At 64.7% G+C, this 19,179-nt stretch carries 20 protein-coding genes; 12 read left to right on the top strand and 8 right to left on the bottom strand.

Annotated features, from left to right (window positions below; genetic code table 11):
* Window positions 1–167 precede the first annotated feature (167 nt).
* Window positions 168–1,211, top strand: a complete 1,044-nt coding sequence (locus AAFG07_RS24900) for a Ppx/GppA phosphatase family protein (protein WP_342722501.1) — start codon at window positions 168–170, stop codon at window positions 1,209–1,211.
* 176 nt (window positions 1,212–1,387) lie between these two features.
* Window positions 1,388–2,080: an RlmE family RNA methyltransferase gene (locus tag AAFG07_RS24895; RefSeq protein ID WP_342722500.1), complete on the top strand. Its 693-nt coding sequence runs from the start codon at window positions 1,388–1,390 to the stop codon at window positions 2,078–2,080.
* 517 nt (window positions 2,081–2,597) lie between these two features.
* Here AAFG07_RS24895 and AAFG07_RS24890 read toward each other — a convergent pair.
* A complete protein-coding gene (locus tag AAFG07_RS24890) occupies window positions 2,598–4,085 on the bottom strand; it encodes a DHA2 family efflux MFS transporter permease subunit (RefSeq protein WP_342722499.1) in 1,488 nt (495 codons plus the stop codon).
* A gap of 242 nt (window positions 4,086–4,327) precedes the next feature.
* Between AAFG07_RS24890 and AAFG07_RS24885 the strand changes: the two genes are divergently transcribed.
* The 5 genes from AAFG07_RS24885 to AAFG07_RS24865 all read left to right on the top strand — a co-directional run bounded on the left by AAFG07_RS24885 (window position 4,328) and on the right by AAFG07_RS24865 (window position 8,544).
* A complete protein-coding gene (locus AAFG07_RS24885) occupies window positions 4,328–4,573 on the top strand; it encodes a hypothetical protein (RefSeq protein ID WP_092125564.1) in 246 nt (81 codons plus the stop codon).
* Window positions 4,574–4,775: 202 nt separating this feature from the next.
* Window positions 4,776–6,266: an IMP dehydrogenase gene (gene guaB, locus AAFG07_RS24880; RefSeq protein ID WP_342722498.1), complete on the top strand. Its 1,491-nt coding sequence runs from the start codon at window positions 4,776–4,778 to the stop codon at window positions 6,264–6,266.
* Between the two features lie 72 nt (window positions 6,267–6,338).
* Window positions 6,339–6,764 carry a GFA family protein gene (locus AAFG07_RS24875; RefSeq protein WP_342722497.1) on the top strand — a complete coding sequence of 142 codons (426 nt, stop codon included), beginning with the start codon at window positions 6,339–6,341 and terminating at the stop codon, window positions 6,762–6,764.
* 192 nt (window positions 6,765–6,956) lie between these two features.
* On the top strand, window positions 6,957–7,979 hold the full coding sequence (locus tag AAFG07_RS24870) for an NADP-dependent oxidoreductase (protein WP_342722496.1): 1,023 nt from the start codon (window positions 6,957–6,959) through the stop codon (window positions 7,977–7,979).
* A gap of 322 nt (window positions 7,980–8,301) precedes the next feature.
* Entirely contained in the window at window positions 8,302–8,544 is a 243-nt protein-coding gene (locus tag AAFG07_RS24865) for a hypothetical protein (protein WP_342722494.1), read from the top strand.
* Window positions 8,545–8,550: 6 nt separating this feature from the next.
* On the opposite strand, the gene AAFG07_RS24860 is transcribed toward AAFG07_RS24865, so the two are convergent.
* On the bottom strand, window positions 8,551–9,387 hold the full coding sequence (locus AAFG07_RS24860; RefSeq protein WP_342722493.1) for a metallophosphoesterase: 837 nt from the start codon (window positions 9,385–9,387) through the stop codon (window positions 8,551–8,553).
* Between the two features lie 126 nt (window positions 9,388–9,513).
* Window positions 9,514–9,951, bottom strand: coding sequence for a hypothetical protein (locus AAFG07_RS24855; RefSeq protein WP_342722492.1), 438 nt, complete (start codon window positions 9,949–9,951; stop codon window positions 9,514–9,516).
* A 156-nt stretch (window positions 9,952–10,107) separates the two neighbouring features.
* Between AAFG07_RS24855 and AAFG07_RS24850 the strand changes: the two genes are divergently transcribed.
* Window positions 10,108–10,530, top strand: coding sequence for an MAPEG family protein (locus AAFG07_RS24850; protein ID WP_342722491.1), 423 nt, complete (start codon window positions 10,108–10,110; stop codon window positions 10,528–10,530).
* Between the two features lie 22 nt (window positions 10,531–10,552).
* Window positions 10,553–11,857 carry an RsmB/NOP family class I SAM-dependent RNA methyltransferase gene (locus AAFG07_RS24845; RefSeq protein ID WP_342722490.1) on the top strand — a complete coding sequence of 435 codons (1,305 nt, stop codon included), beginning with the start codon at window positions 10,553–10,555 and terminating at the stop codon, window positions 11,855–11,857.
* A gap of 100 nt (window positions 11,858–11,957) precedes the next feature.
* Here AAFG07_RS24845 and AAFG07_RS24840 read toward each other — a convergent pair whose 3' ends face one another.
* On the bottom strand, window positions 11,958–13,238 hold the full coding sequence (locus AAFG07_RS24840; RefSeq protein ID WP_342722489.1) for an MFS transporter: 1,281 nt from the start codon (window positions 13,236–13,238) through the stop codon (window positions 11,958–11,960).
* A gap of 115 nt (window positions 13,239–13,353) precedes the next feature.
* On the opposite strand from AAFG07_RS24840, the gene AAFG07_RS24835 reads away from it, so the two are divergent.
* Window positions 13,354–13,806 carry a helix-turn-helix domain-containing protein gene (locus tag AAFG07_RS24835; RefSeq protein ID WP_342722488.1) on the top strand — a complete coding sequence of 151 codons (453 nt, stop codon included), beginning with the start codon at window positions 13,354–13,356 and terminating at the stop codon, window positions 13,804–13,806.
* 117 nt (window positions 13,807–13,923) lie between these two features.
* Here AAFG07_RS24835 and AAFG07_RS24830 read toward each other — a convergent pair whose 3' ends face one another.
* Both AAFG07_RS24830 and AAFG07_RS24825 read right to left on the bottom strand, forming a co-directional pair.
* Window positions 13,924–14,256: a DHCW motif cupin fold protein gene (locus tag AAFG07_RS24830; protein ID WP_342722487.1), complete on the bottom strand. Its 333-nt coding sequence runs from the start codon at window positions 14,254–14,256 to the stop codon at window positions 13,924–13,926.
* A 227-nt stretch (window positions 14,257–14,483) separates the two neighbouring features.
* Window positions 14,484–14,855, bottom strand: a complete 372-nt coding sequence (locus tag AAFG07_RS24825; protein ID WP_342722486.1) for a nuclear transport factor 2 family protein — start codon at window positions 14,853–14,855, stop codon at window positions 14,484–14,486.
* Window positions 14,856–14,990: 135 nt separating this feature from the next.
* Between AAFG07_RS24825 and guaA the strand changes: the two genes are divergently transcribed.
* Complete coding sequence (gene guaA / locus AAFG07_RS24820; RefSeq protein ID WP_342722485.1) at window positions 14,991–16,589, top strand: glutamine-hydrolyzing GMP synthase; 1,599 nt, start codon at window positions 14,991–14,993, stop codon at window positions 16,587–16,589.
* Between the two features lie 88 nt (window positions 16,590–16,677).
* Window positions 16,678–17,580 (top strand): HNH endonuclease, encoded by a 903-nt coding sequence (locus AAFG07_RS24815; protein ID WP_342722484.1) that lies wholly within the window; start codon window positions 16,678–16,680, stop codon window positions 17,578–17,580.
* A gap of 149 nt (window positions 17,581–17,729) precedes the next feature.
* Here the strand turns inward: AAFG07_RS24815 and AAFG07_RS24810 are convergent, their stop codons facing one another.
* Window positions 17,730–18,329, bottom strand: a complete 600-nt coding sequence (locus AAFG07_RS24810; RefSeq protein ID WP_342722483.1) for an NAD(P)-binding domain-containing protein — start codon at window positions 18,327–18,329, stop codon at window positions 17,730–17,732.
* Window positions 18,330–18,369: 40 nt separating this feature from the next.
* Entirely contained in the window at window positions 18,370–19,104 is a 735-nt protein-coding gene (locus tag AAFG07_RS24805) for an SDR family oxidoreductase (protein WP_342729234.1), read from the bottom strand.
* Window positions 19,105–19,179 lie beyond the last annotated feature (75 nt).

Raw genomic sequence — 19,179 nt, 5'->3', positions numbered from 1 at the left:
CGCACGCCCCCCTTAACGACAACGCCCGATTGGGCATGGACCCAATGTGAACGGAGTTTGCGCAGGGCTTTGACGCTGCTAAAGTTTCCGTGAACGGACAATTATTCGGCGGGCCCCAAGAATCCTCCTGGATTGCCCTTGGGGTCCTGCGGAAAGACAGTGTTTTGATGAATGACTATGTGCGGCTTTGTGACGGCCCTCCGGCCGGCGAAGCCCCGTCAGGGCTGATTGCGGCGGCCGCGGAAAGCGGCGTCTACGCCGCGCTCGACCTCGGCACCAACAATTGCCGGCTGTTGATCGCCTGTCCCACCGGCGACGGGTTCCGCGTGGTCGATTCCTTCTCGCGGATCATCCGGCTCGGCGAGGGCATCGCCGCGACCGGCTCGATCAGCGAGGCTGCGATCGAGCGTGCGATCGCCGCGCTCGCCATTTGCAGCGACAAGATCCGCTATCGCAAGGCCCGCCGGCTGCGGCTGATCGCCACCGAGGCCTGCCGCGCCGCCGGCAATGCCGAAAGCTTTCGCGCGCGCGTCGCAGCCGAGACCGGCATCGAGCTTGAGGTGATCGATCGCGAGACCGAGGCGACGCTCGCCGTGATCGGCTGCTCGCCGCTGCTCGATCCGAAGGGGCGGGGCGCCATCCTGTTCGACATCGGCGGCGGCTCGACCGAGCTGGTGCGGATCGAGCGCGATCCCGGCGTGCCCGATGCGCCGCCGCGCATCAAGGCGTGGATGTCGATCCCGCTCGGCGTCGTCACGCTCGCGGAACATTTCGGCGGCAAGAACGTCACCAGGGACATGTATGCGCGGATGATCGATGAGGTCGCGCGCCACGTCGCGCCGTTCGCGGCCGAGCACGGCAAGGATCTGCGCGACATGCACATGCTCGGCACGTCGGGCACCGTGACCACGCTCGCCGGCGTGTTCCTCAATCTGTCGCGTTACGATCGCCGCCGCATCGACGGCATCTGGATGAACGATGGCGACGTCACCGCGACGATCCAGAAGCTGCTCGGCATGAACTACGAGGCGCGGGTCAACAACAACTGCATCAGCGTCGAGCGGGCCGATCTGGTGCTGGCCGGCTGCGCGATCCTCGACGCGATCCGCAACGCGTTCCCGATGCCGCGGCTCCGCGTCGCCGATCGCGGCCTGCGCGAGGGCATGCTGGTCGAGATGATGCGCGAGGACGGCGCGCTGCGGGCGTGCTAGACCCTGAGTCACCTCGCCCCGCTCTTGCGGGGAGAGGTCGGATCTTACGCGAAGCGTAAGATCCGGGTGAGGGGCCGCTTCCACACATTCGGTATGCGGAAGCAGCCCCTCACCCCGACCCTCTCCCCGCAAGCGCGGGGCGAGGGAGAAGCACACACCGAAACGCAAGAACCATCATGGCGAAAGACACCACCGGGCGGCTGCACGTCACGGTCAAGAGCGGCGGCAAGCGAAAACTGTCGTCAAAACTCTGGCTCGAGCGCCAGCTCAACGATCCCTACGTCGCCAAGGCCAAGGCGATGGGCTACCGCTCGCGCGCCGCGTTCAAGCTGCTCGAGATCGACGACAAATATCGCCTGCTCAAGCCGGGCATGACCGTCGTCGACCTCGGCGCTGCACCCGGCGGCTGGAGCCAGATTGCGGCCAAGCGCACCGGTGCCGCCGACGGCAAGGGCAAGGTGGTCGCGATCGATCTGCTCGAGATGGGCGAGATCCCCGGAGTGACGTTCGCGCAGCTCGACTTCCTCGACCATGACGCGCCCGAAAAACTGATCGCGATGATGGGCGGCCGCGCCGATTTCGTGATGTCCGACATGGCCGCCAACACCACGGGCCATCGCAAGACCGATCAGCTGCGCATCATCGGCCTGGTCGAGACCGCCGCGCATTTTGCCGGCGAGGTGCTCAATCCCGGCGGCACGTTCCTGGCAAAAGTGTTCCAGAGCGGTGCCGACGCGGAACTGGTGGGGCAGCTGAAGCGCGATTTCGCCAGCGTGCGTCACGTCAAGCCATCCGCCAGCCGGCAGGATTCCTCCGAGCGCTATGTGCTGGCGACGGGGTTTCGTGGACAGCAGCAGCCGTCATCGTAGAGATTGTCATTGACGGAGGGAGGCCGGAGCCGCTGATCCCGCGCGCGCGGCACGACATTTCAGTGCGACCGGTTGGAACCTTGGCGCCTGGCCGGAGTCGACTCCATTGCTCCCGGCCAATGCCCCCCAAGCCCACCGGGAGAAAACCCCCACCGGGTTGGCGGCCTTGGTGCAGCGTCGGGTTTCGCGCACTGGGGCCGTTTCTTCCCGGACTGGAAAATCGGGGAGCGCAGGCGCATATCTCTCATATGGCGACCATTGTTCAATGCAATTGCGGCGCTGAGTACAGACGCACTGAAGAGAAGTTCTTGGTGCCGCATACGGGTGACGCGATCTGCACGGTCTGCGGAGCTGCGCTGGAATCGTGGCTGGAAGCGACCCACGTTCCCACATACGAACTTATTGAACGTCCGGATCGAGGACAGCCAGCCGGGATGACTGGCCACCCCTAAGGGGTTGGCCGTGACCGGACGGCGGCTTGCAGTGCCCGTGCTTCGGAAACGGCTCGTTCGATCAACTAGCCGAGCCGCTGATCCCTGGCGTTCTGCGTGTCCTCGGTCGCTGCCTTGACGGCATCAGCGGCGGCGCGCTTTTCGGCGCCCTTGCGGCTCGAAATGTCGATCGCCTTGCGGCCGGCGATTTCGTTGCCGGCGTCAACCGGCATTTGCCAGAAGAACCAGGCGGAGGCCGCCGAGATCAGCGACACCACGATGAACGCCGGTCCAAACACATCGGCGGACAGCTCGGTCTGGTGATGCAGCGCCAGGGTGGTTTCGACCGAGAACGCGCCGACCGCGACGCCCGCGGACACCGCGAGCTGCTGGTTGACGCTGACGAGGGTGGTGGCGCGGCTCATCTGCGGCGCCTCGACCTCGGCATAGGCCACGGTGTTGATCGCGGTGAATTGCAGCGAGCGGAAGAAACCGCCGACCACCAGGATGGTGAAGATCAGCATCAGCGGCGTCGAGATCGTGAACAAGGCGCAGGCGGCGAGGAAGGCCGAACTGACCACCGCGTTGACGGTCATCATGTTGCGGAATCCGAAGGCCTTGATGATGCGCGCCGCCAGCGTCTTCATGCCCATGGCGCCGACTGCGGAGGCAAAAGTGACGAGACCGGACTGGAACGGTGACAGGCCGAAGCCGACCTGCATCAACAGTGGCAGCAGAAACGGCAGCGCGCCGATGCCGAGCCGGAACAGGAAGCCGCCGACGATCGACGCCCGCATGGTCGGCAGCCGCAGCAAGCCGAAATCGAGCACCGGCGAACCGGTGCGCCGCGCGTGCAGGATGTACAGCGTCATCGACACCGTGCCGACCCCGACCAGGGCGGCGACGATCGGCCACGGCAACAGGTTGAGGCCTGCGACCGACAGCCCGAAGGCGATGCCGGCGAGGCCGATACCGGCCAGCACCAGTCCCACCAGATCGAAACGTTCGGGATCCTCGCTCTTGATCGGGTCGATATATCTGAGCGCCAGGAAAATGCCGAGCAGCCCGATCGGGATGTTGATCAGGAAGATCCAGTGCCAGGAGAAATAAGTGGTGATGAAGCCGCCGAGCGGCGGCCCGATTACCGGGCCGATCAGCGCCGGCACCGTCACCCAGGCCATCGCGTTGACCAGCGCGCTCTTGTCAACGGAGCGCAGCAGCACCAGCCGCCCGACCGGGGTCATCATCGCGCCGCCGAGGCCCTGCAGGATGCGGGCGAACACGAAATCGGTGACCGAGGAGGACAGCGCGCAGCCGATCGAGCCCAGCATGAACACGGCGACAGCGCCGGCAAACACGATGCGGGCGCCGAAGCGGTCCGCGGTCCAGCCGCTGGCCGGGATGAACACCGCGAGCGACAGCAGATAGGACGTGATCGCAAGCTTCAGCGTCAGGGGGCTCGTGCCGATATCGGCGGCGATCGCCGGCAGCGAGGTCGCAATCACCGTGGAATCCATGTTTTCCATGAAAAGCGCGGTCGCGACGATGAGCGGGATCAGGCGTTGCTTGTTCATCAAAATAGGACAGCTTTGCTGAAAAGGCGGGCGAGGGGGCCATATCATCCTGCCCCGGACCACGCTATTGCGGAACCGGGCAAACGCCCTAAATCCTGCGTGACGCTGCTATGCATCCGCCAGCGTTTGAGCCCCTTTCCGCTCCGATAGGATCGGAAAGGGGCTCAAGTTTCTTGTTTTGACGCGTTTTCTTCACGCGAACCGGAATCCACTTCGCTCGAAACGCTGTTGAGGTGTGTGCAGTGATCTACGTCCTTGCCGCTCTGCTGCCGCCGATCGGGCTGCTCCTGAACGGACAGCCGTTTTCGGCCATCTTCAATCTGGTCCTGATCGTGTTTTGCGCGATTTTCGGGCTATTTTTCCACGTCTTGCTGCTGGTGCCGTCGGCCCATGCGGTGATCGCGGTCCACATGAAGCGCGAGGACAGGCGCCACCGCGAGGTGGTCGAGGCGATCCGCCGGCACGGGCCGCCGCAGGGATATCGCTAAGCAGGCTGCAGGGCTCCCTGAATCGGCCCGTAAAAAGCCTGTGCATGGCTGGCAAACACTTTGATTCGTCATGCCGCCATGCTATCGACCAGCGTCAACCCCACCGATGGGCGCCGATTCGACGGTGACGCAGCGAGCGTCGCCGCAGGTAGCGTTCATCCGTAAGACCCTCGCGGCTGAGGCCGCAGATAAGGAGTTGGCAATGGCCACGGGATTTCAGGCTATCCGCGAAGCCTACACGTTCGACGATGTGCTTCTGAAGCCCGGTCTGTCCGACGTTCTTCCCTCGGAAGTCGATATTCGCTCGCGGGTCACCCGCGCGATCCAGCTCAACATCCCGATCATGGCGTCCGCGATGGACACCGTCACCGAGGCGCGGATGGCGATTGCGATGGCGCAGGCCGGCGGCCTCGGCGTCATCCACCGCAATTTCGACCCCGAAGGCCAGGCTGCCCAGGTGCGGCTGGTTAAGAAATTCGAATCCGGCATGGTGGTCAATCCGCTCACCATCGGTCCCGAAGCCACGCTGTCGGACGCACTGACGCTGATGAAGGATCACGGCATCTCCGGCATCCCGGTCGTAACCGGTGCGGGCAAGAACGTGCCGGGCAAGCTGGTCGGCATCCTGACCAACCGCGACGTGCGCTTCGCAACCGATCCACGGCAAAAGGTTTCGGAGCTGATGACGCACGAGAACCTCGTCACGGTGCGCGAGGGCGTCAGCCAGGACGAGGCGAAGCGGATGTTGCACCAGCATCGCATCGAAAAGCTGGTCGTCGTCGACGATCAGTATCGCTGCGTCGGTCTGATCACCGTCAAGGACATGGAAAAGGCGGTCGCCCATCCGCTGGCCTGCAAGGACGCGCAGGGCCGGCTTCGCGTCGCCGCCGCCACCACGGTCGGCGAGACCGGTTATGAGCGCACCGAGCGGCTGATCGATGCCGGCGTCGACGTCGTCGTGGTCGACACCGCGCACGGTCATTCGCGGCATGTGCTCAATGCCGTCAACCGCATCAAGCGGCTCTCCAACGCCGTGCAGGTCGTGGCGGGCAACGTCGCGACCGAGGGCGGCGCGCAGGCGCTGATCGATGCGGGCGCCGACTGCATCAAGGTCGGCATCGGCCCCGGGTCGATCTGCACCACGCGTATCGTTGCCGGTGTCGGTGTGCCGCAGCTCACCGCGATCATGGATGCGGTGGCGGCGGCGAAGAAGGCCGACGTGCCGGTGATTGCCGACGGCGGCATCAAATATTCCGGCGACCTCGCCAAGGCGCTCGCTGCCGGCGCCGACATCGCGATGGTCGGCTCGCTGCTCGCGGGCACCGACGAGACGCCGGGCGAAGTGTTCCTGTGGCAGGGCCGCTCCTACAAGGCCTATCGCGGCATGGGCTCGGTCGGCGCGATGGCGCGCGGCTCGGCCGACCGCTACTTCCAGCAGGACATCAAGGACACGCTGAAGCTCGTGCCCGAAGGCATCGAGGGCCAGGTGCCCTACAAGGGCCCGGTCGGCAACGTGATGCATCAACTCGCCGGCGGCCTGCGCGCGGCGATGGGTTATGTCGGTGCGAAGGACATCAAGGATTTCCATGAGAAGGCCGAGTTCGTCCGCATCACCGGCGCGGGCCTGCGCGAGAGCCACGTCCACGACGTGACCATCACGCGCGAAGCCCCGAACTATCCGGGCGGGGTGTAAGCACCTCGTTCGTCATTCCGGGTCGGTCCACGGGACCGATCCCGGAATCTCTTGACAGGGGACCCAGGCGATATGGTTCGTGACACGAACGTTCGGGCCGGCCAGTGCCATTGCGGCGCGGTGCGCTTCGAGGCGACGCTCAGCGACGGTTTCAATTCGATCCGCCGCTGCACCTGCTCTTACTGCCGGATGCGCGGTGCCGTCGTCGTCATGGCGGAGATTGGTGGGATCAAGTTCCTGCAGGGCGAGGAGGCGCTGACGAGCTACCGCTTCCACACCGGATCGGCCCAGCACTTCTTCTGTTCTCGCTGCGGAATCTACACGCATCATCAGCGGCGATCGAACCAGAGCCTGTATGCCGTCAACGTGGCGTGCCTCGACGGCGTAAGCCCATTCGATTTCCCTGAGGTGCCTGTGATGGATGGCGTCAATCATACCAACGACACCGGCAAGCCAACGCGTCGCGCAGGCACCCTCCGTTTCATCCCGGCTGACTAGCGATCGTACGGAAGCCAGGCGGATTGCCGCGCAACGACGGGTCCGCTGAGCGGCATGCTTCCGGCGTGACGGGCATCATTTCAAACAGAATTTCAAACAAGCGCGCGCGAAAGAGCAAATCCATCTCCCTTGCGGGGAGCTGGATTGCGTGACTACGTGTGCGCCACGAACCAATCACCCCAAGAGGAAATCATGTCCCAAGGAAAGCGCATCGTTCTGGCCTCGCGCCCGCATGGCGAGCCCACGCCGGCCAATTTCAGGCTCGAGGACTACACACCGCCGACGCCGGGCGCGGGCGAGGTGTTGCTCCGCACCATCTGGCTGTCGCTCGATCCATATATGCGCGGCCGCATGGCCGACGGTCCGTCCTATGCCGCACCGGTGCCGGTCGGCGGCGTGATGGAAGGCGGCACGGTGAGCGAGGTGATCGCGTCCAACAATCCCGCCTTTGCCAAGGGCGATATCGTGCTGTCGCGCGCGGGCTGGCAGACGCATGTGCTGTCCGACGGCAAGGGGCTCGCCAAGATCGATCCGAAGATCGCGCCGATCTCGACCGCGGTGGGTGTGCTCGGCATGCCCGGCATGACCGCCTATACGGGACTGCTCGAGATCGGCAAGCCGCAGGCGGGCGAGACGGTGGTGGTTGCTGCGGCGTCCGGCGCTGTCGGCTCGGCGGTCGGCCAGATCGCGAAGATCAAGGGCGCGCGGGCGATCGGCATCGCTGGCGGCAAGGACAAATGCGCCTACGTCAAGAACGAGCTCGGCTTCGACGAGTGCCTCGATCATCGCGATCCCAATCTTGCGGCGAAGCTGAAGGAAGCCTGCCCGAAGGGCATCGACGTCTATTTCGAGAATGTCGGCGGCGCGGTGTTCGACGCGGTGTTTCCGCTGCTCAATGCGTTCGCGCGGATTCCGGTCTGCGGCCTGATCGCACACTACAACGACACCGAAGCGCACGCCCCGAAATGGGCCGGCGCGATGATGCGCAACATCCTGACCAAGCGGTTGACCTTCCGCGGCTTCATCGTCAGCGACTTCGCCGCCATGCATGGCGACTTCCTGCGCGACATGTCGCAGTGGGTGCGCGAGGGCAAGGTCAAGTACAAGGAGTTCGTGACCGAGGGCCTCGACAGCGCGCCGGAGGCCTTCATGGGCCTGCTCAAGGGCGCCAATTTCGGCAAGCAGCTGGTCCGGATCGGGCCGGACAAGGCGTGAAGCCTCCCCGGATTCGATTTGCCTCTCCGCGACGGGGAGAGGTCGATTTGCGCAGCAAATCGGGTGAGGGGCCGCAGCTCGACGAGGGACCGTCAACCCTCACCCGGCGCTTCGCGCCGACCTCTCCCAAGGGAGAGGTGAAGGCAGGGGTCGATCCGGGGCGGGCCGGACAAGGCCTGAACGGGGCGATTCCAGCTCCCATTCCGCGCAACAAAGTATCAAAAACGCCACAATGGCGGGCTTTTGGGGGCCTTTCGGTCCCCATTTGCTTGACGGGGACCCGGAGCAGTTGATTCAATATGGCTATATTTCAGGTGTAGCCATGGTTTTTGAAGCTATTGTTTCCGGGGTCATTCTCCTCGCCCTCGGTTATTGGGCGACGATGTTCGTCATGGGCCGCCGCGACGACGTCTTGCACGGAAAATTTGTCGAGGACGAACCGGCTACCGAGCTGGTCCGCTTCATGCCGCGTGCGCAGCCGGCGGCGGCACAGCCGAACAAGGACTCGCTGCAGGCGTTGCTGACCGTCATCAAGCGGGACCTGAACGACGCGGCGCGGAGCTGAGACGGCTCACGCCGGCTGCTTGCCGAGCAGCATGTCCAGGTCGACATCGACCTGACCTTTGGCTCTGATGTGGCGCACTTCAAAGCTGTCCGGCTGGAAGCGGTACTCGACCAGGCCGGTTTCCTTGATGCCGATCACTTCCTGTCGCGCGTCTGAAATGATGAAACCGGCCGAGGGCGCCCAGATCTGTCTGACATGCTCGAACGTGTAATCGCGGCGCTGGTGCACGTGGCCGCTGCCGACCAGGCGCCAATCGACCTTGCCGAACATCTCGATCAGGCGGCGGCGCGCCGGCTGCGGCACGAAGCGGATCGCGGTCTCGACGCGTTCGGCATCGTAGGGCACGTCGAGATACAGCGGCTTGTGCAGGAACAGCGCGACGGGCCTGCCGACGGCCTTGTCGAGCGCCGAGGCCAGCCAGTCGAATTGCGCGGCCTCGCTGTCGAGGCCGGTGTTCATGATCAGCGAATTGAGGCCGATGAAGCACCAGCCGGCGGCGTCGAAATGCCAGCGATCCTCGCCGAGCACCGAGGTGAAGGCGCGGCGCGTCTCTTCGGTCGGCAGTTGCGCCGGGACCGGGCCGACCGCGGTCGGATTGTCGCCGATGTCGTGATTGCCCGGCAGATAGAGGCAATCCACCGGGAGCGCGCTGTGCAGTTCCTTGGCGAACACCAGATCGTCGCGGCTGGTCGGCCCGTCGAACGCGACGTCGCCGGAGTTGAGCACGAGATCGGGACGCGTCGCGTCGATGTGCTCGCTGACGCGATGAAAGTTGTCCACGAGCGGCTTGAAGCGGCGCGCGAGGTGGGTGTCGGAGATTTGGGTCAGACGAAACTGGGGCATGCATCGATCCTTTCGGCCGAATTATAGCGTCGGCGCGAAGTCGGAACGATGACGATTTCAGCGAGTTCTTCGCTGCTTTGTTTGATGCGTTGTTTGATGTCTTGTTTGATCCGGCGGCGCAGGCGGCTAGATCGCAAGCTGCTTGTCCGCGCGGATGGGCAGGGCAGGCGGACCGCCCCGACCTCCGAGCAGCCCGGTGTTCGGCGGGTTTGTTCCCGTCACGGCCGGCGATGCGTTGAGCCCGAGATAGGCGAGCGCATCGTGCCCCATGTCGTAGGCCGCATAGCCGAGCAGGCTGAGCACCAGCGCCGTGGCGAGGCTGTGCCTGACGATGTCGCGCGTCGCGCGATAGCCGCTGCGGAAATAAACCGAGAGCAGGATGGCGGCCAGGAGCGCTGTGGCGACGCCGGCGAGCCCCGACAGCACCATGCCGAGCCCGCCATCCGCCGCGTCGTCGAACCAGCCGATGCCGGGGTCGATCGCCTTCAATAGGGAGATGACGAGATCGCCGAGGCCTGCGGCCGCCAGGGCCGCGCCGTCCAGGATCGGGGTGATGATGCTCATTGCGTCATCCCTGGGGAACTGAAACCGTCATTATTCCTGGGAGTTGGTCACCCGGGCTCGGATGATGGTTCAACGGGTTACCGCGGACGGTTCATTGTGTTGCGCGGCCGCGACCGCTAAGAGGGCGGCCGAGCGCCCGCTTAAGGGAGATTCTTGATGTCGGTTCAAATGGTTCTGCTGCCGGTCTTCATCCAGATTGGCCTCACCTTCGCGCTGCTGTTTGCGATGGCGACGGCACGGACGCGGACGCTGGCGAGCGGCGAGACCAAGATGGCCGATATCGCGCTGCGCCAGCCGAACTGGCCGGCCCGCGCCACCCAACTCGGCAACTGCTTTGCCAACCAGCTCGAACTGCCGGTGCTGTTCTATGTCCTGATCGCCATTGCGCTGCCGCTGCGCCGTGCCGATCTGTTCATCGTGCTGATGTCCTGGGTTTTCGTGGTGACGCGATTTGCCCATGCCGGGATATTCGTCACCTCCAACGACGTGCGGCCGCGCTCGCTCGCCTGGTTCGCCGGCGTGCTGGTGCTGGCGGCGATGTGGCTGTATTTCGCGCTCAAGCTCCTGCTGCTGATCTGACGCGCCCAACCGAAAGAGATCGATGACCCCCGCTGCCCGGCTTTCCGCCGCGATCGAGCTGATCGCTACCATCGACGCACAGCGCATTCCCGCCGCGAAAGCGCTGAAGGAATGGGGCACCGCGCACCGCTATGCCGGCTCCGGCGATCGCGCCGCGATCTCCGGCCTGATCTGGGACGTGCTGCGCCGGCAATCCTCCGCGGCCTGGCTGATGGATGATGGCAGCCCCCGGTCGCGGGTGCTCGGCATGCTCAGGCTCGAGCGCGGCATGGACATCCCGACGATCTCGGCGCTGTGCGACGGCGGCCGCTTTGCGCCGGAGCCGCTGACCGCGGCCGAGGAGGCTGCATTGGCCTCGCGTTCGCTCGAGGATGCGCCGGCGCATGTCGCGGGCGATTATCCGGATTGGCTCGACCCGCATCTGGCAAAAGTGTTCGGCGATGACCGCGCCGCGGAAGCGACCGCGATGGCGAGCCGCGCGCCGCTCGATCTGCGCGTCAACACGCTGCGCGGCAAGCGCGAGAAGGTGCTGCCGCGATTGTCGCATCTCGGTGCCAGGGAAACGCCGTGGTCGCCGCTCGGCCTGCGCATCGAGCTCGGCGCCGACGCGCGCAATCCCGGCATCCATGCCGAGGAGGATTTCATCAAGGGCGCCATCGAAGTCCAGGACGAGGGCTCGCAGCTCGCAGCGATGTTCTCGGCGGCCAAGCCCGGCGAGCAGGTGATCGATCTCTGCGCCGGTGCCGGCGGCAAGACACTGGCGCTGGCCGCCATGATGGACGGCAAGGGCCGGCTGATCGCGACCGACAGCGACAAGCGCCAGCTTGTGCCGATCCATGAGCGGCTGTCGCGCGCCGGCGTACACAATTGCGACGTGCGCACGCCGCGCGGCGAGGACGAGGTGCTGTCCGACATCAAGGCCTCCGCCGACCTCGTGCTGATCGACGCGCCGTGCACCGGCACCGGCACCTGGCGCCGAAATCCCGACGCCAAATGGCGGATGCGCCCGGGCGCGCTGGAGGTGCGGCTGAAGGACCAGGCCGAGGTGCTGGCGCGCGCCGCGCCGCTGGTCAAGTCCGGCGGCCGGATCGCCTACATCACCTGCTCGGTGCTGGCCGAGGAGAACGGCGAGCAGGTCAAGGCGTTCATCGCGCGGCATCCGGAGTTTTCCGTGCAGCCGCCGGAACAGACGGCATCGGCGTTGTGGGACAAGGCCGAGGCATTTGCGGAAGCTGCGTTGCAATCGCCGGAGGGCCTGCTGATGACGCCGCGCCGCACCGGCACGGACGGGTTCTTCGTTAGCATCCTCAAGCGGGCGTCATCCTGAGGTGCACGCCGAGCGGTGCGTCAGCAGCGCTCGGCGGGCCTCGAAGGATGGGGATGGACGCGGGCCGTCGCCCTTCGAGACGCGCGCAAGAGCGCGCTCCTCAGGGTGACGGAACCGTGCAAACGCTCTGCGGCACCGGCGTCCTGCTCACGACGATGACCCAGTACAGCAGCGCGCAGGCGCTGATCGCGGCGCCCAGCGCGCAGACGCCGAGCCAGCCCGCGGCGGCATAGGCCATCGTCGAAGAGATTGCGCCGAGCCCGCTGCCGACCGAGTAGAACACCATGTAGACGCCGATCAGGCGGCTCGACGCGTCGGGGCGGGCAGCTACGATCAGGCTCTGGTTGGTGACGTGGACGGCCTGCACCGCGAAGTCGATCATCACGACGCCGGCGAGCACCAGCCACAGGGAAGAATGCAGGCAGGCGATCGGTGCCCAGCCGGCGAGCATCAGCAGCAGCGACAATCCGGTGGTGCGCTGGCCCCAGCCGCGATCGGCGAGGCGGCCCGAATTGCGCGCCGCCAGCGCGCCGGCAAGGCCGGCAATGCCGAGCATGCCGATCGCGGTGTGCGACAGCGACAGCGGCGGAGCTGAGAGCGGCAGCACGACCGAGCTCCAGAACGCGCTGAAGCTCGCAAAAATCAGCAATGCGAACACGGCGCGCTCGCGCAGCACCGGCTCCTCGGCGAACAGCGTGGCCGTCGAGCGCAGCAGCTTGGCATAGGATGATCCGGTCAATGCGCGCGGCGGCTGCCGCGGCAGCACATAGGCGAGCAGGGCGGCCATCGCGAGCATCAGCACCGCCGAGGTCAGGTAGACCATGCGCCATCCGCCGATGTCGGCCAGCGTGCCCGACGCAAAACGAGCCAGCAGGATGCCCGACACGACGCCGCTTTGGATGGTGCCGATGGTCTGTCCGCGCTCGGCCGGCGAGGCCGATGTCGCGGCGAAGGCGACGATCACCTGGATCACGACGGCGAGCAGCCCGACCAGCGCCATTCCGCCAAACAGCACGATCGCGTTCGGCGCGGTGCCGACCACGACGAGCGCGACCGCGGACAGCATGATCTGGCCGACGATCAGCTTGCGGCGGTCCCAGAGGTCGCCGAGCGGCACGATCAGCATCAGGCCGAAGGCGAGGCCGACCTGGGTCAGCGTCACCACGATGCCGATCGCGGCGGGTGTAATGCCGAGATCCTGCGCCATGGTGTCGAGCAGCGGCTGGGCGGAATAGATGTTGGCAACGCTCAGCCCGCAGGCGAACGCAAACAGCAGCACGATCGCGGGCGACAGCGCGCCCGCCTTCGCGTCGCGGGGCTTGCCGTCCGTCTTGTGATCGCCCGTGGCCGGTCCGGCCTCCGTCATGGTCTGGTTCGTCATCTTGGCTCCGCTGCAATTCGCAATCTGGTCTTATAATGAGACCAGTTGCATCGCAGCCTGTCTAGTCCTATTTTGAGACCAGTTCGGAATCGTGATCGAAGGGAGGTGGAGCGCGATGCAGCGGACCGGATTCGCAAAGGCGGAATGCCCGGTGGCCCGCGCGCTCGATGCGATCGGCGACTGGTGGTCGCTGTTGATCGTGCGCGACGCGTTCGACGGCCTGCGCCGGTTCGGCGACTTCCAGAAGAATCTCGGCATCGCCAAGGGCATGCTGACGGCGCGGCTGCGCAAGCTGGTCGAAACCGGCGTGCTCGAGCAGGTCGCGGCGTCAGACGGCAGCGCCTACCTCGAATATGTGCTGACGAAGCGGGGACACGACCTGTTCCCGATCGTGGTCTCCTTGCGGCAATGGGGCGAGGCGCATCTCTATGCGCGGGGCGAAACCCATTCGGTGCTGCTCGACCAGGCCGGACAGGCGGTCGGGCAACTCGTGCTGCCGTCGAAGAGCGGCAAGCCGCTGAGCTGGTCGGATACCAAGGTGAGGAAGGTTGCGGCGCGGAGGCGGTGAGTGCGTGACTCTCTCCACGTCATTGCGAGGAGCGAAGCGACGAAGCAATCCATGTCTCGGCAAGCGGCGCTATGGATTGCTTCGCTCCGCTCGCAATGACGGGGGGACTACGTCAGTTCAATCCACGATAAACAGCGTCGCTCCCATCGCCGTCGAGGAGCGGTGCGCGGCGTCGCCGAAATCGGAGACCTGGTAGCTCATGCCCGGCTTCAGCGTGAATTTGCGGCCGTCGCGCAGCTCGGTGTCGAGCTCGCCCGTGACGACAAAGAGCACATGGCCGCGATCGCACCAGTGATCGGCGAGATAGCCCGGCGAATACTCCACCATCCGCACCCGCAGCTCGCCAATGTTGAGCGTGCGCCACAGCGCTTGCCCGGTCTCGCCGGGATGCACTGAAGGCTCGACGTTGCTCCAGTCGGTGACGGTGAAGGGCAGGGTCGGGATTTTCATGGTGTCCTTCCTGAGTAGTTTCTGCGGCTCTACGCGCCTGTATCCCAAAATACTGACGTCATCCTGAGGTGCGCGTCGAGCGGTGCGCGAGCAACACTCGGCGAGCCTCGAAGGATGGATGGAGCCGGGCTGTCGCCCTTCGAGGCTCGATTCGCGAGCACCTCCAGCGACAAAGGCGAAGCCTTTGCGCGGGGGTGACGGTCAGGCTTGGTCGTGCCAGGTTCATCTCAACCCACCAGATGGTTCGCCGAGCCCTGCCGGATCTTGCCCTCGGCGTCACACCGCAGATACTCGCAGATCTTCTTGCCGCGTTCGTTCTGGTAGAACACGACGACGCTGTCGGGCGAGACGTAGAGGTCGATCAGCTCGAAATGCAGCTCGGGCAGCTTGGCGAGCGCGGCGCTCCAATAGGCGCGCAGCTGCGCCTTGCCGCGCACGGTGCCGGAGGCGCCGAAGCCGAGCGCCGGGATCCGGTCCGAGGTCATCTCGGTATCCTCCGAATACATCGCCAGCACGCGCTCGAGGTCGCGCGCATTCCAGGCCGCGATCCAGTCGCGGCCGAGCGCTGCGAGGCGGGACGGTTCGTGAAAATCCGGCATTGGTTTCCTCCCATTGGTTACGGCCAATTAGGTCAATAATACTGACCTATATAGATTTGTCCATGCCCAAAGAAGAATGTGGGCGCCCCGCGCTGCGCGGTTGCGGGGGCGGGCGGTGTCGCGTATCTGCTTGCCATGACAGCCCAGCACACAGCCCATAACTCGTCGGCGCCCACGGTGGCCTCGGCGCATGACAAGATTCTGATTGTCGATTTCGGCAGCCAGGTGACGCAACTGATCGCCCGCCGCGTCCGCGAGATGGGCGTCTATTCCGAGATCGTGCCGTTCCAGAAGGCCGAGGCCGCCTTCAAGGAGATGAAGCCGAAGGCGGTGATCCTCTCCGGCGGCCCTGAGTCCGTGCACGAGACCGGCTCGCCGCGCGCCCCGCAGCTGATCTTCGAATCCGGCGTTCCCGTGCTCGGCATCTGCTACGGCCAGATGACCTTGGCCGCCCAGCTCGGCGGCGAGGTCGAGGGCGGGCACCACCGCGAATTCGGCCGCGCCGACGTGGAGGTGAAGACCGACAGCCAGCTGTTTGACGGCGTCTGGGGTCACGGCGAAAAGCATCAGGTGTGGATGAGCCATGGCGACCGCATCACCAAGATGCCGCCCGGTTTCTCGGTGGCCGGCACCTCGCCGAACGCGCCGTTCGCGATCATCCAGGACGAGACGCGCAAGTATTACGGCCTGATGTTCCATCCCGAGGTGGTGCACACGCCCGACGGCGCAAAACTGCTGCGCAACTTCGTGCGCAAGGTCGCAGGCCTCACCGGCGACTGGACCATGCGCGCCTTCCGCGAGGAGGCGATCGAGAAGATCCGCGCGCAGGTCGGCCAGGGCAAGGTGATCTGCGGCCTCTCCGGCGGCGTCGATTCCGCCGTCGCGGCGGTCTTGATCCACGAGGCGATCGGCGACCAGCTCACCTGCGTGTTCGTCGACCACGGCCTGCTGCGGCTCGACGAGGCCAAGACCGTCGTCGACCTGTTCCGCAACCACTACAACATCCCGCTGGTCCATGTGGACGCGTCGAAAGAGTTTCTGGGCGAGCTCGAAGGCGTCACCGATCCCGAAGTGAAGCGCAAGACCATCGGGCGGCTGTTCATCGATGTGTTCGAGGCGGAAGCGAAGAAGATCGGCGGCGCCGCTTTCCTGGCGCAGGGCACGCTCTATCCCGATGTGATCGAGAGCGTCTCCTTCACCGGCGGACCGTCGGTGACCATCAAGTCGCACCACAATGTCGGCGGCCTTCCGGCGCGCATGAACATGAAGCTGGTCGAGCCGCTGCGCGAACTGTTCAAGGACGAGGTACGCGTGCTCGGCCGCGAGCTCGGCCTGCCCGAAGTGTTCGTCGGCCGCCACCCGTTCCCGGGTCCTGGCCTCGCCATCCGCTGCCCCGGCGACATCACGAGGGAAAAGCTCGACATCCTGCGCAATGCGGATGCGGTCTATATCGACCAGATCCGCAAGCACGGCCTCTACGATGCGATCTGGCAGGCGTTTGCGGTGCTCTTGCCGGTGAAGACCGTCGGCGTGATGGGCGACGGCAGAACTTACGAATACGTCGTAGGCCTCCGTGCCGTCACTTCGACCGACGGCATGACCGCCGACTTCTACCAGTTCGACATGAAGTTTCTGGCCGAGACCGCGACGCGCATCATCAACGAGGTGAAGGGCGTGAACCGTGTGGTCTACGACGTGACGAGCAAGCCGCCGGGGACGATTGAGTGGGAGTGAGGGGCTCGGGAAAGCCAATCCCATGATGACTTCTTGGAGCGTTGTCACGAAGACCAAATAGATTCGGGGAGGTCGGGCCGAAGAAGCTATGGGATTTGGCGTATTCATTCATCGGTCGGACTCTATTTACGACGATAGTCCTGCGGAAAAGTATCAGTTCCCCAGCCAGTATTTGAGCCGCGTCGAGGCCTGTGTCGGTAGCTGGATTGTCTACTACGAGCCAAGCAAAGTGGCCGAGACAAAAGGTTACTTTGCGTTCGCCAAGGTTCGTCAAGTTATCCCCGATCCCGGCATTTCCGGGATGTACCTCGCGCTGATCGAGCCAGGAACCTATCTTGACTTCGCAAATCCGGTCCCCTTCAACGGTGCAACGGGACCGGTGGAGCGAGGTGTCCTTAATGACCAGGGACGCATTTCCGGACGGGCCCAATCTGCGGTTCGTCCACTCTCGCCTGAAGATTTTGCCAGAATTGTCGGACTGGGCTTCGAGGAAGATGCACCTCTGTTGCCGCGTTCCGATAATGACGTGCCATCGCTCGATATTGGCGAAGGGGCGCAAGCGCCCTTCATATATGACCAGCAACGCGACCGCGTGAGCGTTACGATGTCGAGGATTATGCGCGACCGGGTCTTTCGTCGTGTGGTTCTGCGCGCCTACGACGAACGGTGCGCGATCACAGGACTAAAGCTGATCAATGGGAGGGGGCGCGCGGAAGTCGCTGCCGCACACATTCGGCCAGTGGAGGCGAGCGGGCCAGATATTGTTAGCAACGGGATCGCGCTCTCAGGGACGGCGCATTGGATGTTCGATCGCGGCTTGATCAGCTTGGCTGACAATATGGAGATATTGATCTCGCGGCAGACCAATGATCCGCAAGGCATACGATCGATAATTAACAAATCAGGACACGCGCTTGTACCGCAGCGCGTGTCCGACCGACCGCATCCACATTTCCTGAGATGGCATCGTGAGCATTGCTTCAAGCAGTGATGAGCTTACAGGCAATTGGCAGTCGTAGCCCGGATGAGCGAAGCGATATCCGGGGCACTTCCTGTCCGCGTCTCACGTGGTGTCCCGCATATCGCTGCGCTCATGCTGGCTACTCGCTTCTCGGGCCAACTCACACGGTCGTAGATCGCTTACTGCTCCTTCTTGAACAAATCCTGAAAGATGAGCGGGCCCCAAATGCGGCCGCGTGCGTGCACCAGCGCGCCACCCTCGTTGAGCTTTCCCAGCTTGACGGGTGCGAACCCGAGTTGTTTGGCCAAGGCCGCCACGGGAGCGATCGCGTCCTCGTCGTCACCAGACAGGAAGATCACCCGGTGGCCGCCCTCGACGATCGGATCGGCGGCCAGCTTGGCCGCAATCAGGTGATTGAAACCTTTCACGAGCCGGGCGCCGGTGAACGCCTTCGCGACGAAGGCGGAGGACAGCAGGCCGTCCAGCTCCTCGAGGGGAACTAGCGCGTTCATCGCGTCGATGACCGTCTTGCCTATCCAGCTCGGCAGGGCCTTCGCAACCTCGCGATGCTCCCCGAACGGGACCGCCAGGATGATGGTGTCGGCCTCGAGTGCATCCCGCAACGACTTGGCGACGACCGTGGGTCCAATCGCCCGAGCCTGCGGCGCCAACGCCTCGGGCGGCCGGCGGCTCGCGACGGCCACCTCGATGTTCTTGCGGGCGAAGGCGCGGGCGAGGGCCTGGCCTACCGCACCGAATCCTACAATCGCATAGCTCATGATACTTCTCCGATCCGTGTTGATATTGTTTCCCGGCCTTTCAGATCGCCGAGAAGCCGCCATCGACAGACAACTCCACCCCATTCACGAAGCTCGAATCGTCTGAAGCGAGAAACAGCGCGGCCGCCGCGATTTCCTCGGGACGACCCATCTTTCCCCGCGGGATCAGGGATTCGAACATCCGCTTTGCCTCCTCGGTGAGAACCTGGTCCTGCATCGGCGTGGCGATCGGCCCCGGGCTCAGCACGTTCACCCGGATATTCCTGCCCTTCAGTTCGTTGAGCCAGGTGCGGGCGAATGAGCGCAACGCCGCCTTGCTCGCCGCATACACGCCGTAACCAGAAAAGCCCTTCACCGAAGCAACTGACCCGGTCATGAAGATCGATCCGCCATCGTTGAGCAGCGGCAACGCCTTCTGCACCGTGAACAGCGTGCCGCGGGTATTCAGGCCGAAGGTCGCATCGAAATGCTGCTCGCTAATCTCGCCCAGCGGGACGGCTTCGCCGATGCCGGCGCTCGCGTAGAGGACGTCGATCCTGCCCTTTTCCCGCTTGACCGTGTCGAACAGACGGTCGAGGTCGTCGAGATTGGCTGCGTCGCCGCGCACGCTGGTCACGTTCCGGCCAATCAGTTTGACGGCCGCGTCGAGCGCCTCCTGCCTGCGGCCCGTGATGAAAACATAGGCGCCTTCTTCGACGAACCGCATGGCGCTCGCCAGCGCCATGCCGCTCGATCCACCTGTGACGACTGCAACCTTACCCTCAAGCTTTCCCATGACTTCTCCTTCAAGCTCCGTCTTTGGTCGTTCGGGGAGGCTCCCCGAGAACCTCGAGATGGGTCTGCCGGCGTC

The organism is Bradyrhizobium sp. B097 (assembly GCF_038957035.1).
Classification (GTDB): Bacteria; Pseudomonadota; Alphaproteobacteria; order Rhizobiales; family Xanthobacteraceae; genus Bradyrhizobium.
Note: the sequence above shows the minus strand (reverse complement) of the source record. Positions and strands in the feature narration are given on the sequence as shown.